The sequence below is a fragment of the Parasutterella sp. St.1A3 genome (assembly GCF_059728705.1).
In genome coordinates, this window is sequence record NZ_BAAGFK010000001.1 from 1,250,709 (window position 1) to 1,265,643 (window position 14,935).

A 14,935-nucleotide genomic window follows, 5' to 3' on the forward strand; every position below is an offset into this window, starting at 1 on the left:
GTATTTAATCCATTTTGAAACCAAAAAGGGCACGGAGCTGAATTCCGTGCCCTTCCGAGCCTTTTGCTGAAATCCGGATTATTCCAAGTATTGAGTGAGATTTAAAATCTTAGCCAGTTCTTCAACATTGTCAGCGGTTCCGAGCGATGCGTACTGCTTCAGTTTGTCGGCAGGGCTTGCCCCGTAAGTCATAGCCACCGAATCCGCTTTAGCGTTTGACGCCATCTGCATATCTAAAACCGAGTCTCCGATCATGACCATATCTGTGGTTTCGAGGCCCGATTCATCTGCAAGCGAATGCAGCATCATAGGGTTCGGTTTAGAAAAATTAGTATCCGCTGTCTGGACCGCTTCAAACAAATCACCGACACCTGTGATTTTGAAGACGCGTTCGACACCCGCCCTGCTTTTACCTGTCGCAATGGCAAGACGCCTTCCATCCTTATGCATATTGGTAAGCAGTTTGCGGAACCCGGGCACTAAGTCGAGCTGAGGCTCCTGCTTCGCGTACCAATCCATATAGGCTTTAGTAAATTCGGCATAGCGTCCGGGCGGGCAATCTGCGCAGCAGATGCCGATGGAGTCCGAGCGATTCAGACCGATGGTCGAAAGAACCAGTTCGTCCGAAGGCTTGGGATAACCAAGTTCCACACTTGCGTGCTGATAGCCCTTCATGATTAGAGACGTTGTGTCCATCAGCGTTCCGTCCCAATCAAATACAAACAGTTGCCAGTCTTTATTTGCCATTTAGCTCACCAGCACGTCGTACTGTTCCTGCTGATATTCATGCTCAACGCTGAGCGTGATCGGTTTTTGAATTGCGTCGCCAAGCAGCGCCAGCGCTTCGCTTTCTTCATCCAGGAATAAATCAATAACGGCTTGATTTGCAAGGATTCTAAATTCTCTGGCACCGTCAAACTGATGGTGTTCGCGCAGGACTTCCCGAAGAATTTCATAGCAGACGGTACGCGCGGTTTTAATTTCGCCTCTTCCGCCGCATGTCGGACAGGTCTCACAAAGGACATGCGCCAGTGACTCACGTGTTCTCTTGCGGGTGATCTGCACCAGACCTAATGAAGTAAATTCCGATATGGAGATGCGGTTGCGGTCATTCAGTACGGCTTTGCGCAGTTCAGCGAGAACGCCGTCTTCATGAACTTTAGACTCCATGTCGATAAAGTCGACGATAATGATTCCGCCCAAGTTTCTCAGTCTCAGCTGCCGCGCAATGGCATGTGTCGCTTCGAGGTTTGTTTTGTAGATGGTGTCTGAGAAGTCACGTCTTCCGACAAATGCTCCGGTGTTGACGTCGATTGTCGTCATGGCTTCAGTCTGATCAATAATAAGATAGCCGCCGGACTTCAGATCCACCCTTCTGCTGAGCGCAGCTTCCATTTCTTTTTCCAGGTTGTACTGGTCAAAGAGCGGGCGTTCCCCTTCGTAAAGCTCCAATACTCCGCAGGCTTCCGGAACAAACTTTTGCCCGAAGTTCATTAAATCATTGAAAACAGATCTGCTGTCGACGATGATTTTGGAGGTTTTTTCTGTGAACAGGTCGCGAAGGACTTTCTGCTCAATGGACACATCGCAGTACAGCAGTGCCGGAGAATCCATGACGTGTGTTTTGTGTTCGATGTTCTGCCAGAGTTTCTCCAGGTATTTCATATCGTTTAAGAAATCTTCCTGGTGGGCATCTTCGCCGCTGGTTCGAACGATATAGCCGCCTTCTTTTGTGCCGCAGCTCTGTGACAGCAGTTCAATCTCTTCTTTGAGACGCTCTCTTTCTGCACCGTCTTCGATTTTTTGGCTGACACCGATATGCGAGGTGTACGGTAGATAAACGAGAAGTCTGCCCGCGAGACTGATTTCCGTTGTCAGACGAGCGCCCTTAGTTCCGATCGGATCTTTGGAGACTTGGACCAGAACGACTTGTCCGTCATGAAGCAGTTTCTCAATCGGGATGTTGCCGCCGTTCGCCTGATGTGACTGGCGCATATCGCCGACATGAAGAAAGCCTGCTCGCGGAAGGCCGATTTCCACGAACGCCGACTGCATGCCCGGCAGAACTTTGTCGACGATTCCGAGGTAGATGTTGCCTACCAGGGAAGCTTCGGCATTTCTTTCAATGCGCAGTTCCTGAATCACTCCGTCCTCCATAACAGCGACGCGTGATTCATGCAGCGCATTATTAATTAGTATTTCCTGCATATTTATCCTTTTTTTTTGATATTAAAGATTTTAATCTTTGAAGCTCAAAATTGATAAGCAGTCAACATAAAAAGAAGATACTGTTGGATAATTGAACTGCTATGGATTTTGGAGATCGGCTTGTTCAAGTTTTTTTCTGCCGCAAAAGATGACAACACTGCAGCCTCTTTTTCAGAGGACGAAGCCCGAGATTTAATTTGGGCAAAAGCTCTGGAAGAAAAAGCGCTGAAGAGTCAGGACGCCGACAATTCTGCGTTTAGAGAGATCACGTCTCAGACTGCGCATGAACTCGGCGAAGGAGCCTCCTACTCCAAGTTTCTGGATGTTCGGGCCGGACATGTGATTGAGTTCATCAAGACAAAAATCGGAAAAGCCGCGAATGAGCCGAAACTGATTCCGTTTAGACCGTTCTTTTGGGGACTCGCCGTAGTTATGTTTGTGGGCGGAGTGCTGACAAACGAATTTTCGGTGACCGGAAACAAGATCAACCTTCTCTATCCGCCGCTCTTAGGCGTCATTCTCTGGAATATTTTTATTTACTGTGTGCTTTTTGCGAATTTTCTTCTAAATCGAGGCAAAAAACCTTTCATGGGAATCGGAATTCGCAGAGCGCTTGGCAGTCTTTTTCAGAAAATTCAGACTCGCGGTGCCGGACACGATTCGGCGCTTTCCGCGTTCTATCAGGAATGGCTCGTCATGCAGGGTCCGCTTCTTAAAACGCGGGTTGCGGAGATGTTCCATTTCGCGGCGTTTGCTTTTGGACTCGGCTTAATCGCCTCCATCGGTATTCACGGCTGGGGCACTGAGTACACCGTCGGCTGGGAAAGTACCTGGCTTGCGGATAAACCTGCTTTTGTCGCTGCTGTGATTAAACTGTTTTACGGTCTGGTTCCGTTTAATTCTGAGCTTTTTTCCTCTCTGACTCCGGAGGCTGCGGCTCTGATGAATTTTTCTGCAGGCCGAGGCGTCAATGCGTCTCCCTGGCTTCTGCAGATGTTTTATGTTTTATCCGCAGTTGTTTTGATTCCGAGAGTTTTGCTTACGATTTACTCCTCTTTGAAGGCCGGATTTCTGCGCAAACACTTTTCTATTAATCTAGAGAGTCCTTATTATTCAAATATTCTTCGCCAGTGGAAAGGCAAAACTATGCTGATTCAAGTTATTCCGTTCTCTTATCCTTTAAACGTCTCTGTGAAGCAAGGCATTGAGCATCTTGCTCAGTCGCTTCATCCTGAGAACTCGAAGATTGTTTTCTCAGAGGCCGCGCACGAGGATACGAAACTTCCGGATTTAGGCGGAGCTGAACAAACGGAAGCGCTAGCCGTTTTTGCGATGACTTCCACGCCTGAAGCGGAGGTTCAGGGTAAATTTATTCAGGAATTAAAGAAGAAATCTCAGGCGGCTTCCGCTTTTATGCGAATTATCGTGGACACGTCCGGTTTTGAGGCAAGGTTTGCCAACACGCCGCAGAGAATCCGAGAAAGAAAGAAAAATTGGTCAGATTTTCTGGATAAATACGGCGTTAGCTTTGCCTTTGTGAATTTAACGAATGCCGACATTAACGAAGCTGCCAAGCAGTTTGAGCAAATTTAAAAGGAATATTGATGAGTACGGATCTTCAGAAAATTAACTTATCTTTAGTCAGTCATACCAATGTCGGCAAGACCACTTTAGCCCGAACACTGCTCGGTCGGGACATCGGCGAAGTCGGAGATAGGTCTCACGTCACAACGGAACCCGAGGATTATGTTCTGCTTCGCGCGCCGGATGATTCTCAGCTGATTCTCTGGGACACACCGGGATTTGGCGACAGTGTTCGCTTGGCCAATCGTCTGAAAGGAAGAAGCAATCCGATCGGCTGGTTCACCAGTGAAATTTGGGATCGTCTGACAGATCGTTCTCTTTGGCTGAATCAGCAGGCGATCAAGCATGTACGCGACATCTCCAACGTTATTCTGTACCTCGTAAACGCGAGTGAATCTCCGGAAGCGGTTCCCTATGTGAAATCCGAAATGGAGATTCTTTCCTGGATTAATAAGCCCGTTATTGTTCTGCTGAACCAGATGGGCGAAGTTCGTCCGCCGGAGCAGGAAAAAGCGGAAGTTCAGGTATGGAAAGACTTCCTCAGCAGCTATCCTTTCGTTAAGGAAGTCATGCCTCTGGATGCCTTTGCGCGCTGCTGGGTTCAGGAGTATGAACTTTGGAAGCAGATTGAAAACTGTTTGCCTGACAATGAAAAAGCGGCTTTTGCTTCTCTTCATACCGCCTGGGTGCGTCAGAAGACGGCGGTCTACTCTTCTTCGATTGATGCGATGGCGGCCTATCTCGTCAAAGTCACCAACGATAAGGAACTGCTTCAGAGTCAGTCTCTGATTGATCGACTGCGCGCGATCGGCCGTACCTTTGGTTTTATCAAAAAAGATATTAATGGCGCCATGAAGGACGCCCAGGTTTCTCTGTCTACGAGGGCCGCGGACGGCCTTTGCAGTCTGACGCAGAAACTGATTGAAATTAACGGACTTGAAGGCAAAGGTACAAAGAACGAAATTCTCAGAAGAGTTCGTGAAGGCTGGGAAACTCAGGAATCCGTCGATCCGAAAGCGAGTGCCTTGATCGGTGCAGTCGCGGGCGGAGCCATGACCGGTCTTGCAGCGGATATTGCGACCGGAGGACTTTCGCTTGGACTTGGCGCGCTTGGCGGCGCAATTGTGGGCGCGGTTGGCGGAGCCGGAGTCGCAGCCGCATATAACATTAAGAAAGGTTCCAAAGAAAACATTATTACCTGGAGTCCGGAAGCAACGAAAGGTTTTGTGATTGAAACGGTACTGCTCTACTTAGCCGTCTCTCATTTCGGCAGAGGCCGAGGCGAATGGGAATCGAGCGAATGTCCGGCCTTCTGGAAGGATCTTACTCAAAAAGTACTTGACGAGCAGAAAGTCGATTTTAAAGAGATCAAAGAGAAAGCTCAGAACGCGGATCAGCTTCGCGGCGAATACAGCCGAATTCTGAATGCGGTGCTGAAGGAAATTTTTAAAGATCTTTACAACGTTTCCATTTAATTAACCCGTTACGGTCCGATTTGAGCTCCGCTTTTGCGGAGCCGGGGTATTTTGTCTTTATTTAATTTTTTATTGACAGTGGGTAAAGTGTTTAGTTTTTATTATTTCATAATGTGAAATCTCCTTTCAAAAGTCAATGCGCACGGGACTTTCCGAAGACTGTACGTTAGCATCAGATTTTTGAAATTATTAATGATTAGAATGTATGAAACGATTTAACTAAACCTTTAAGAACGCTTAACAGCAAAGGAAAAATATGACGGACAAGAAAGATCAGCTCCGCGGCGTAGATCGCTTAAGAAACCCGTGGATGAACAAAGGCAGCACCTTTACAGAAGAAGAAAGAGATAAATACGGTTTGAGAGGTCTTCTTCCTCCGAGAGTCTGCTCCTTTGACGAGCAGGTTGAAAGACTGACCGACATCATCGGTTCTTACAAAGCTCCGATCAACAAGTATCAAGTACTTGAAGGTGTTCACGCAAGCGACGAGTCTCTGTACTTTGAACTTCTGGTTCGCAACATTGATGAGTATCTTCCGATTGTTTACACACCGACCGTCGGCGAAGCCTGTCAGAAATTCAGTCATATTTTCCGCTATGCCCGCGGTCTCTATGTTTCCGCAGAGGACAAAGGTCGAGTTCGTCAGTTAGTCGCCAATGTTCCGCATCAGGATGTTGACATTATTGTTGTGACGGATGGTCAGAGAATTTTAGGTCTTGGTGACCTGGGTGTTAACGGTATGGGTATTCCTATCGGAAAACTGGCCCTCTACACTGCCTGCGCCGGTGTCAATCCGCAGAAAGCCCTTCCCGTCTGCATTGACGTTGGTACCAATAATGAAGAGCTGCTTGCCGATCCGCTTTACATGGGTCTTCGTCAGCACCGCGTCACCGGTCCGGCCTATGATGAACTGATTGCTGAATTTGTTGCTGCCGTTCGCGAACGCTGGCCCCATGTTGTGATTCAGTTTGAAGACTTCCACAACAGTCATGCTTATGACCTTCTGGACTACTGGAAGGATCGCATCCCCTGCTTCAACGATGACATTCAGGGTACAGCTTCTGTAGTTGTTACCGGTATGTTCTCCGCGATGCGTGCTCTTAAGCAGAAGCTTTCAGATCAGAGAATTCTGTTCTTAGGCGCAGGTTCTGCCGCCACCGGTATTGCTCATCTGATAGCCGACGCAATGGTTGAAGAAGGTGATACACGTGAAGAAGCTCTTGCCAGAATTCGTCTCTTTGACTCCAAGGGTTTAGTGACTAAGAAGCGTGAAGCTGCGATTTCGTCCGCAAAGATGCCGTTTGCCGGAGAGGACGAACTGGCCGTTTCTTTCCTTGAAGCGGTCAAGGAAGTCAAGCCGACCGCGATCATTGGTGTTTCCGCTCAGGGCGGCGCCTTCACAGAAGAAGTGCTGCGTGAGATGGCAAAACTGAACGATCGTCCGATTATTTTTGCGCTGTCCAACCCGACATCCAAAGCGGAATGTACCGCTGAAGAAGCCTACCGCTACACTGACGGCCGCTGCTTATTTGCCTGCGGTTCTCCGTTCAAACCGGTAGAAATCAACAGTAAGACTTTTGTGCCGCGTCAGGGTAACAACCACTATGTATTCCCGGGCATCGGACTTGGCTGCATCTTTACAAAATGCACTCGCATTCCGAACGAAGTCTTCCTGGTCGGTGCGAAGACATTAGCTGATTTAGTCAGCGAAGCCGATCTGGAACGCGGTTCTCTCTATCCGCCGCTGACAGAAGTTCGTTCGATTGCTGCCGAAATCGGCGCAGCTGTTGCCGAGTACCTCTTTGACAAAGGCCTGGCAACGGTCGAACGTCCTGCCGATCTGAAGAAAGCGGTTCGTGATTTCATGTGGAATCCGAAGAATCCGCACTTCATTGCAGAGTAATTTTTAAAAAGCCGGCGCTAACCCAGAGCGCCGGTTTTAAAAACAACGGGTATTAAAGTTAAAGAGAATTAGCCGGAAATTTCCGGCTTTTTTCATTTTTACGGTATTAATAAATCTCAGCTGATCCTTAAATTTAAAGGGGGATACAAGAAATTTAAATTGTACCCTATTGTCTCAAATTACAGTCGAATGATTCGAGCGCTTCAGAGAAATTAAAACCACTGATTAAGTTTCTCATCTAATGTTTGTAGACAGTGAGCCTTTAAATTTATCAAATAGTTACAATTTGACTCTTGTTCACTCTAATTTTATTGATGTCTCTTTCGGGCTTATTTTTAGAAATAATTTTTTGTGCGACTGTCTAACATTTAAAAACTCAAGAAATATTTCGTATATTAATTTATCCTTCCGTATTGTGAAAAATCTTCTGATCAACGGCAAATCTTTCTATCTGTGTTTCTGAAGCATTGAAATACTTTTGTGCTAGTTCGGCAGTTGAAAATTGGTGCTTCTAAAACCGGTCTTAATATTCTGGCTGTGTTCAGTGAGAGCGCAACAGTCCCAGCTCAAGTTTTAGGAAATAAAAAAGGGAGCGACCGGCTCCCTATTCTGGAATTTTATTTTTCGGTTTGTGACCTCGCCTCTTCTTTGACGAAGTAAGAAATTCTCCACTTGAAAATGACACATGCCATTCTCAGTGCAACAATGAAGAACATACCGAGCCAAAGGGAAATGTCAACAGAAACTTTAAGTTCCAAAAGCAGGATGTAGAACCAGCATCCGATAAAACCGACAACCGCATAAGGCTGGCGGTCAGCAACTACTCCTGGCATTTGGTTCAGGAAAACATCTCGCATCAAACCGCCGAAGACACCGGTGATACATCCGATGATGACAGAAGACAACCATGGAACTCCGGCTGCTAAAGAAAGAGAGGTTCCGGAAATACAGAAAATACCGAGACCGATCGCATCCGCAAAAATGTACCAATCATGTGCAGTCTTCCGTTTCTGGAAAAAGCGATAGATGTAAGGCGCTAGGAAACATATAATGAAACAAGCGACTACGTAAAGTTCGTGGTCAATCCAGTAGAACGGCCGACGGTCAATTAAGATGTCACGAAGAAGACCACCGCCGAAAGCTGTGGAAAAAGCGACAATAAAAACACCCACCGGGTCAATTCTTCTTTTCATTCCTTCGAAGACACCGGACAGCGCAAAAGCAACGATTCCGACAAAGTCAAAGACCGGAATAAGCGCATTGAGCGCTTTAATATCGATTTCCATATTAGTTCTTCACGTAAAAATTTACGCACGAATTTAATCTATATTTACTCTAAATGCACTAAGTAAAAACCATGGCATTTCATTGAATTTACTAATAAAAATGATGGGTTTTGTAAAAATTAACGTAGCTTGCTATTCAACGGGAAAATTTACGTTCGTTGATATTTTGGTGAGTATCGGGACGGCAAATATTTAAAAATTATTAAGCCGGAAGACGGCATTTTTACCAGGTTTGGCAGTGCTTCTTGGCCATGAATTATGTCGTTTAAGCTCATCTAAATAATTTATATAAATCAGCTAATTACCTGATCGGTTGTAAATATATTTTTTTTCTCCCGATAGGGCCTTATGCGGTCGAAATCTTAGATTTTTGAATAGAATTAAATAAACAGAGATAAATTCATTTTAAATCAATGAGATATTAATCATTACATTTAGCTAGCTACGAGATGATAAAAATTAACTTCTTTAGAAATCAGTCGACAAAGTTATTCAACTTGATGTAAAAAAAATAAGGAGCGTTTTATCTCCTTATTTTCTTGATAAATCAACAGTTAAGGTCTAACTTTACCGACATATCTGCCGGAACTGTCATAAACGCTGCCGTTGTCTTTTATCTGACCTTTGTATCTGCCCTGAGAATCATAGGCTCTTCCGTCTTCGGTCATTTTTCCTTTATATCTTCCCTGATTGTCGTAGACTCTGCCGTTATCCATTTTTCCAGTGTAGCGGCCTTGAGCGTCATACGCTCTTCCGTTCTGGTCAACTTTTCCTTGGTATCTTCCATTACTGTCATAGATTCGACCACTGTCATCCATCTTCCCTTGGTATCTTCCATGAGAATCATAAAAACGTTCAGCTGAAAGACTCGTACCCATTATGATGAAAAGTGACATTAGGGAGACAAAAAATAAAAATGCCCATTTTTTCATATGTTCTCCAAGTTCCTTGCTCTAATTTAATAATAGTTTTTCGATACCTTTAAAGTCGTAAGATGAAAACCTATACATCGTCCTATATAAACGATTTTCTTAAAGGCCGTGCGGCTCATTTTGAGTATCCTTCGCCATAGACATTGTACCCCTCTAAAACGCCCCCCAAAAGTTACATGTTAACTAGTGTGTCTTTATTTGAATCAAGATATAATTTCTTAATACGCAGAGAATATTAAATATTTTTCCCATCTAACCTTAGATTATTAAACTTAGTTTCCAAGAGAGTAATCATGGATATTCTTATCAAACCATCCCAGCTGGAAGAAAGTGCAAAAATCGGTGCGGCCATTAGACATACTATTCACGAGGAGCCGGAACTCGGACTTTATCTTCCTAAAACTCAGGAAAAAATTGTGAAAGCTCTGGAATCATTCGGAGTTAAGAACTTTTCTACTTTTGTCGGCGGTAATGATGTTACAGGTGTGGTCGCTGTGATAGAAGGTAATCGTCCTGGAAGAACGATCGGGCTTCGTGCGGATTCTGACGCTTTGCCTCTTGATGAAAAAACATGCGCTCAATGGCAGAGCAAATCAGAAATGAAAATGCATGCCTGTGGTCATGACGGCCACGTGGCCACCCTGCTCACGTTGGTTCACTACCTGAATCAGCATCGGGATTTTGCCGGAAAAATTGTCGCGGTTTTCCAACCGGGCGAAGAAGGCTATGCCGGCGCAAAATATATGCTCGAAGACGGACTCGTCGAGAAATTTGGAATTGAAGAATTTTATGCACTTCACTGCGAACCGACTGTTGATGTCGGTAAAGTCGGATTTATTTCCAGTTACGCTACTGCGAATGCAGATGTCTTCAAAATTAAATTTACCGGAAAAGGCGGACACGGTTCACGCCCTCATTTGACTAAAGATCCCCTGATCGCTGCATGTCAATGTGTTCTTTCACTTCAGACGATTGTTGCAAGAAATGTGGATCCGAGTAAATCCGCAGTTGTTTCCGTCGGATGTGTTTCTGCCGGAGAACCTTCCGGCTCCAGTGTTGTTCCGGATCGTGCTTACATTGTCGGAACCTGCCGCTCTTTCGAACCTGAAGTTCAGGACACTCTGATTAATAGAATGCAGCAGGTCGTTGACGGAACCGCTCAGGTTTTTTGTATGGAGGGGGAATTGGAATATAAGAAACTCTACCCTGCCATGTTTAATAATCCGAAGAATGTTGCCGAAGCCAGAAGACTCGCTGAAGAAGTTCTTGGGAAAGACAATGTTGTGACCAAAGAAAGAACAATGGGCGGTGAAGACTTTTCATTTATGCTTCTCGCAAAACCCGGTTGTTTGTTCCGACTCGGTATGAAAGATGAAACTCATTCGGCTTCCGTCCATAATCCTTATTTTGATTTCAACGATAAAGCCATTGCTACCGGTGCCGCCACTCTGCTTTCCATTGCTTTGAACAGAGCCGCCGGTCAGCCGTTGTAATTTTTTCAAAGCTAAAAAGAGCATCGGTAATTCCGGTGCTTTTTTATTACCCATAGTCATATGAATGTCACAAATAAAATATAAAATGAATTTATTAAAGAAATATAAAGGAGGGTCATATGAGAATTCTTCTTCCGATTGATGGAAGTATCTATAGCGATAGAGCAATTGAATATATCTGTAATAGAAGCGCACTCAGAGAAAAAACAAATACTCTTTATCTTCTGAATGTCCAGAAAAAGGTTCCGGCTAAGGCTGCTCAGATAATCGAAAAAAATGAACTAGAAGAAATTCTCGACGATGCTGCCAAAGAAGTTCTTCGTCCTGCAAAGAAAGCACTTGAAGCTGCCGGTTATAAAGTAAAGACTAAAGTTGCATACGGTAAGGCGACAAATCGCATCGTTGAGTATGCAAAAGAAATCAAAGCGAATTTAATCGTTATGGGCTCGCACGGGCACACACCGGTAAAAAATGTTCTTTTTGGATCAAAGACATCCGCTGTGATTGCAAGCTGTAAGATTCCGATGCTGGTGATTCGCCATAAATTCAAAGATGAACCCGGAGCGATGCAGGTCGGCGTCTGCCTCGACGGATCGGAATACTCTCAGTCGGTAATGAATTATATTATCGATAACTTACCCCTCTTTGGAAAAGAACCGACTTTCCATCTGGTGAATGTCGTGACTCCGTACAGCGGAATTTTGATGCCCGGTGTTTCAGCGTTTGGCGGACCTGCAATGACGGCAAAAGAATTTGAGTCTGAGCAGCGCAGTCCTTTTGTGGATGCAGCTAAGCCCTTCTACAATAAATTGAGATCCGAGGGATGCAATGTTGTGATTGCTGAACTTAAAGGAGATCCGTCAGAAGAAATTTCCAAGTATGCCGATGAGAAAAAACTCGGACTTCTGGTCATGGGTACGCATGGCGGCGGAATGATTCGAATCATGATGGTCGGATCGACAACAATGCGTGTTGCATGTATGACAGATCTTCCGATTCTGCTGATTCACAAAGAGCGTGTGTCTAAAAAATCAAAAACGGATAAAAAGTAAATCTACACGAACTTTTAGGAAATAAAATTTAAGGCCGCATTTGTTTGCGGCCTTAAATTTATTTCGATAAATCAGAGATCTAAAAGTCTTTCTTCGCCACAGTAAATATTGGCCCTACCTTCTCGGCAGAAAGCGCAAAGTGTCAGTCCGCATTCTTTAGCCAGCGATAAAGCGCGATTTGTCGGAGCCGAAACCGCAAATAAAATTTCCACGCCGCAGACTGCCGCTTTCTGAACCATTTCATAGGAAGCGCGTGAACTCATAAAAATCACACACTCCTTCCAGCCCAATTTTGCGCGTAAGCCAAGTAGTTTGTCCATTGCAACATGCCGACCAACATCTTCCGCTCCTCCGAGAAAATTTCCCTCGTAGTCGAACGCCATCATGGCATGAGTGCTTCCGGTTTTTGCTCCGATTTTCTGAACTTCACGGAATTTTTCCATGGCGCTTGAGTAGCGGCTCATACGAAAATATGCGGAATGCGCGAGTTTTTCGACCGGCAGATTGACGGCTTCTAAACTTTCAACACCGCATATGCCGCATCCGGTTCTTCCAACCATGGAACGGCGAAGGTCTTTAAGTTTAAAAAAGCAGCGCGGAGAGATTTCAAGATCCACGATATAGCCGCATGAGCACCCCTCATGAACGGAAATATCATAGATATGAGAAATATCCGGAATAATCTTCTCGGATAGAGAAAATCCAATCGCAAACTCCTCGAGCATGTCGGGACTCGCCATCATGACAACATGAGAAATACCGTTGTAAACCAAAGAGATAGGAACCTCTTCCGCAACGTGATCTTCTTCGCGTTTGCTGCTGGGCCAGCGGATAATCGGAACGGGCCGGCTCGGCGGAACAAGTACTGTTTCTTCCGGATCGGCTTCGTTCATTGTTGGTTCATTTGACATGTACTGTTTTCTTTTTTCGCCAAAAAAGGTTCAGCCCCTTCAGCGGATAGTTGTTTAACGACAAAGACAATGATACCGAGAACTCTCCAGTCTCCGCTAGGCTGAATATACAAATTTGAGCGCTCTTTTGGCGTCTCTCCGTCATTGACAAAGCAGCGGATGGAGTAGCCGTTTGCTGTGTGAACGACGACCAAATCTCCCTGTTTCGGCTTTTGTGTGCGGTCGACGATAAGCAGGTCTCCGGCTTCGATGCCTTTTTCCTTCATTTCATCGTCATCGGCGATGCAGAACACCGTCTCTTCCGGATTTTTAATGAGGCAGCTCGATATCGGATCCCGCTCGTCGGATTTGAAATAGTTACCGACGGAAGTCAGGCTGGCAAGACTTTCCGGATTCGGGATGACAGCGCATTTATCAGGAGATTTAATGATCTGCTCTCTTATCCAGGAAGAGCCTCCAAGCTTATGAAGCTTGGCAATGAGCGGCGCAGTCAGAACCACAGTGGTTACTTTTGCCGCCCCAGCATATGGTCCGGGTTTTCTGCCGGATCCGGCTCTTTTACCGCCCCAACCGTTCTTTGTCGTCTTGGCTGTAATTTCATTTTTCATGGCTGTGGTCCTCCGAGCATCAGCTCATGATTAATGATAGTGATTTATTCGAACAAATGCTAATTTGTCTTCTTGTTTTGGACACGAGCGCAGGAAATTGCCTCTAAATTCTGGTAAACATCCACGAGAAGCCGAGTATCAATCATTGCGCCATGATACTTTCTACAGGTTCTGTCGATATTGAAACGATCCAGAAGGGCGTCAAGTGAGTTTTTCTGCCCCGGGAATAAGGATCGGGCCATCTTTACCGTGCATTTCAGGGAGCAGTCGGCTTCGGATAATGTCGGGAAGCCGTTCCTTTTCAATTCGGCATCAAGCATTGAGGAATCAAATGCCATATTGTGGGCGTACAGCTCCGCGCCCTCCAGAAAAAGGATGAGATCGCGCCCTATTTCTCTAAATGTCGGTTTATCCGCGAGAAATTTATTGTCCAACCCGTGAATTTTGCGGACGAACCAAGGTACATCTCTCTGCGGATTGATATAGGCGTGGTAATTTGCCACCTCCTTGAGGTGTTCATCAACTTCGATGCAGCAGACCTCCACAATGCGGTCGCTGTACTTATTCATGCCTGTGGTTTCAGTATCTAAAAAGATTCTGCGGCGGCGGTTTACTCCGCCCTTATTCTCTAAATCCATACGGAGCTGGCCGTCCTTTACTGTTTCTGTTGTCATTATTCCGGCTGTTTTAACCCTTCGATAACCGCACACTTTCCATTTTCATGATCATCATGATGGCAATGCGCATGCAGTTTTTCGAGCTGCTGTTTGAGTTTAAGAAGTTCTTCGATTTTCTGGTCTATTGCTGTGAGATGATTCTCAATAATATTGTGCGCCTTAGAAAGCTCTTCACTTTTTGGAGAGTAAAGCTGAGAAACCAACAGTCTGATCTCCTCAAGCGAGATATCGAGCGCGCGGCAATGACGGATGAATGTCACTTGTTCTAAATGCTTATCGTTATAAATTCGATAGTTAGAAGAAGTACGGGCCGGTTTCGGGAGGATTCCCTTTGCCTCATAAAACCGGATAGTTTCGACGGTACAACCGCTTAAATTGGCTAATTCACTTATCCGCATAAATACCTATAAAAAATCACTTGACTCTAAAGTAAGTTCAGGGTTTTTAATATGCGTATGTTATCAAATTGATGGATAAAAAAATGCCTCTAACAAACAATGACAAAAATCCGGCACAGAGTCTGAGTGAAAGCAGTTCACTTCAGAACGAGGCGGAGAAAGCGACTAAATCCTCCATCGCGCATGACCACGAAAAGGAACATGACCACTGCTGCTACGGCCACGACCATGACCACGCTGAAAAGGAACATGATCACTGCTGCTGCGGACATGATCATGAGCACTCCGAAAAGGAACATGACCACTGCTGCTGCGGTCACGATCATGAGCACGCCGAAAAGGAACATGACCACTGCTGCTGCGGTCACGATCATGAGCACGCCGAAAAGGAACATGACCACTGCTGCT

The 14,935-nt window shown here is 45.4% G+C and carries 13 protein-coding genes; 5 read left to right on the top strand and 8 right to left on the bottom strand.

Annotated elements, in window-relative coordinates; translation table 11 throughout:
- Nucleotides 1-78: 78 nt before the first annotated feature.
- Nucleotides 79-747, bottom strand: coding sequence for an HAD family hydrolase (locus tag AC6I1F_RS05915; RefSeq protein ID WP_289163275.1), 669 nt, complete (start codon nt 745-747; stop codon nt 79-81).
- Nucleotides 748-2,208, bottom strand: a complete 1,461-nt coding sequence (rng, locus tag AC6I1F_RS05920) for a ribonuclease G (RefSeq protein WP_160334494.1) — start codon at nt 2,206-2,208, stop codon at nt 748-750. It abuts the gene before it with no gap.
- Between the two features lie 120 nt (nt 2,209-2,328).
- Here rng and AC6I1F_RS05925 point away from each other — a divergent pair, with 120 nt between their 5' ends.
- The 3 genes from AC6I1F_RS05925 (at nt 2,329) to AC6I1F_RS05935 (ending at nt 7,170) form a co-directional block, all read left to right on the top strand.
- Complete coding sequence (locus AC6I1F_RS05925; RefSeq protein ID WP_160334495.1) at nt 2,329-3,801, top strand: DUF2868 domain-containing protein; 1,473 nt, start codon at nt 2,329-2,331, stop codon at nt 3,799-3,801.
- An 11-nt stretch (nt 3,802-3,812) separates the two neighbouring features.
- The gene (locus AC6I1F_RS05930; protein WP_497801651.1) at nt 3,813-5,267 is read left to right on the top strand and encodes a DUF3482 domain-containing protein; all 1,455 of its coding nucleotides are present in this window, start codon (nt 3,813-3,815) and stop codon (nt 5,265-5,267) included.
- A 256-nt stretch (nt 5,268-5,523) separates the two neighbouring features.
- Nucleotides 5,524-7,170, top strand: coding sequence for an NAD-dependent malic enzyme (locus AC6I1F_RS05935; RefSeq protein ID WP_290448874.1), 1,647 nt, complete (start codon nt 5,524-5,526; stop codon nt 7,168-7,170).
- Between the two features lie 617 nt (nt 7,171-7,787).
- Here AC6I1F_RS05935 and AC6I1F_RS05940 read toward each other — a convergent pair.
- Together AC6I1F_RS05940 and AC6I1F_RS05945 are read right to left on the bottom strand one after the other, a co-directional pair.
- On the bottom strand, nt 7,788-8,456 hold the full coding sequence (locus tag AC6I1F_RS05940) for a trimeric intracellular cation channel family protein (protein ID WP_289163999.1): 669 nt from the start codon (nt 8,454-8,456) through the stop codon (nt 7,788-7,790).
- Nucleotides 8,457-9,010: 554 nt separating this feature from the next.
- On the bottom strand, nt 9,011-9,388 hold the full coding sequence (locus tag AC6I1F_RS05945; RefSeq protein WP_289163996.1) for a 5-fold beta-flower protein: 378 nt from the start codon (nt 9,386-9,388) through the stop codon (nt 9,011-9,013).
- A 293-nt stretch (nt 9,389-9,681) separates the two neighbouring features.
- On the opposite strand from AC6I1F_RS05945, the gene AC6I1F_RS05950 reads away from it, so the two are divergent.
- Both AC6I1F_RS05950 and AC6I1F_RS05955 read left to right on the top strand, forming a co-directional pair.
- Nucleotides 9,682-10,881: a M20 metallopeptidase family protein gene (locus tag AC6I1F_RS05950; protein WP_497801652.1), complete on the top strand. Its 1,200-nt coding sequence runs from the start codon at nt 9,682-9,684 to the stop codon at nt 10,879-10,881.
- Between the two features lie 119 nt (nt 10,882-11,000).
- Nucleotides 11,001-11,933 (top strand): universal stress protein, encoded by a 933-nt coding sequence (locus AC6I1F_RS05955; protein WP_497801653.1) that lies wholly within the window; start codon nt 11,001-11,003, stop codon nt 11,931-11,933.
- Between the two features lie 71 nt (nt 11,934-12,004).
- Here AC6I1F_RS05955 and fdhD read toward each other — a convergent pair whose 3' ends face one another.
- From fdhD to AC6I1F_RS05975, 4 genes are read right to left on the bottom strand one after another with little or no spacing between them, the layout of a single operon-like run.
- Complete coding sequence (fdhD, locus tag AC6I1F_RS05960; protein WP_290448876.1) at nt 12,005-12,844, bottom strand: formate dehydrogenase accessory sulfurtransferase FdhD; 840 nt, start codon at nt 12,842-12,844, stop codon at nt 12,005-12,007.
- Nucleotides 12,823-13,452, bottom strand: coding sequence for a LexA family protein (locus AC6I1F_RS05965; protein ID WP_160334502.1), 630 nt, complete (start codon nt 13,450-13,452; stop codon nt 12,823-12,825). Before AC6I1F_RS05965 ends, fdhD begins: the two co-directional genes overlap by 22 nt.
- A 59-nt stretch (nt 13,453-13,511) precedes the next feature.
- Nucleotides 13,512-14,126, bottom strand: a complete 615-nt coding sequence (locus AC6I1F_RS05970; protein WP_289163990.1) for an exonuclease domain-containing protein — start codon at nt 14,124-14,126, stop codon at nt 13,512-13,514.
- Complete coding sequence (locus tag AC6I1F_RS05975; RefSeq protein WP_160334504.1) at nt 14,126-14,527, bottom strand: MerR family transcriptional regulator; 402 nt, start codon at nt 14,525-14,527, stop codon at nt 14,126-14,128. Before AC6I1F_RS05975 ends, AC6I1F_RS05970 begins: the two co-directional genes overlap by 1 nt.
- Between the last annotated feature and the right edge of the window lie 408 nt (nt 14,528-14,935).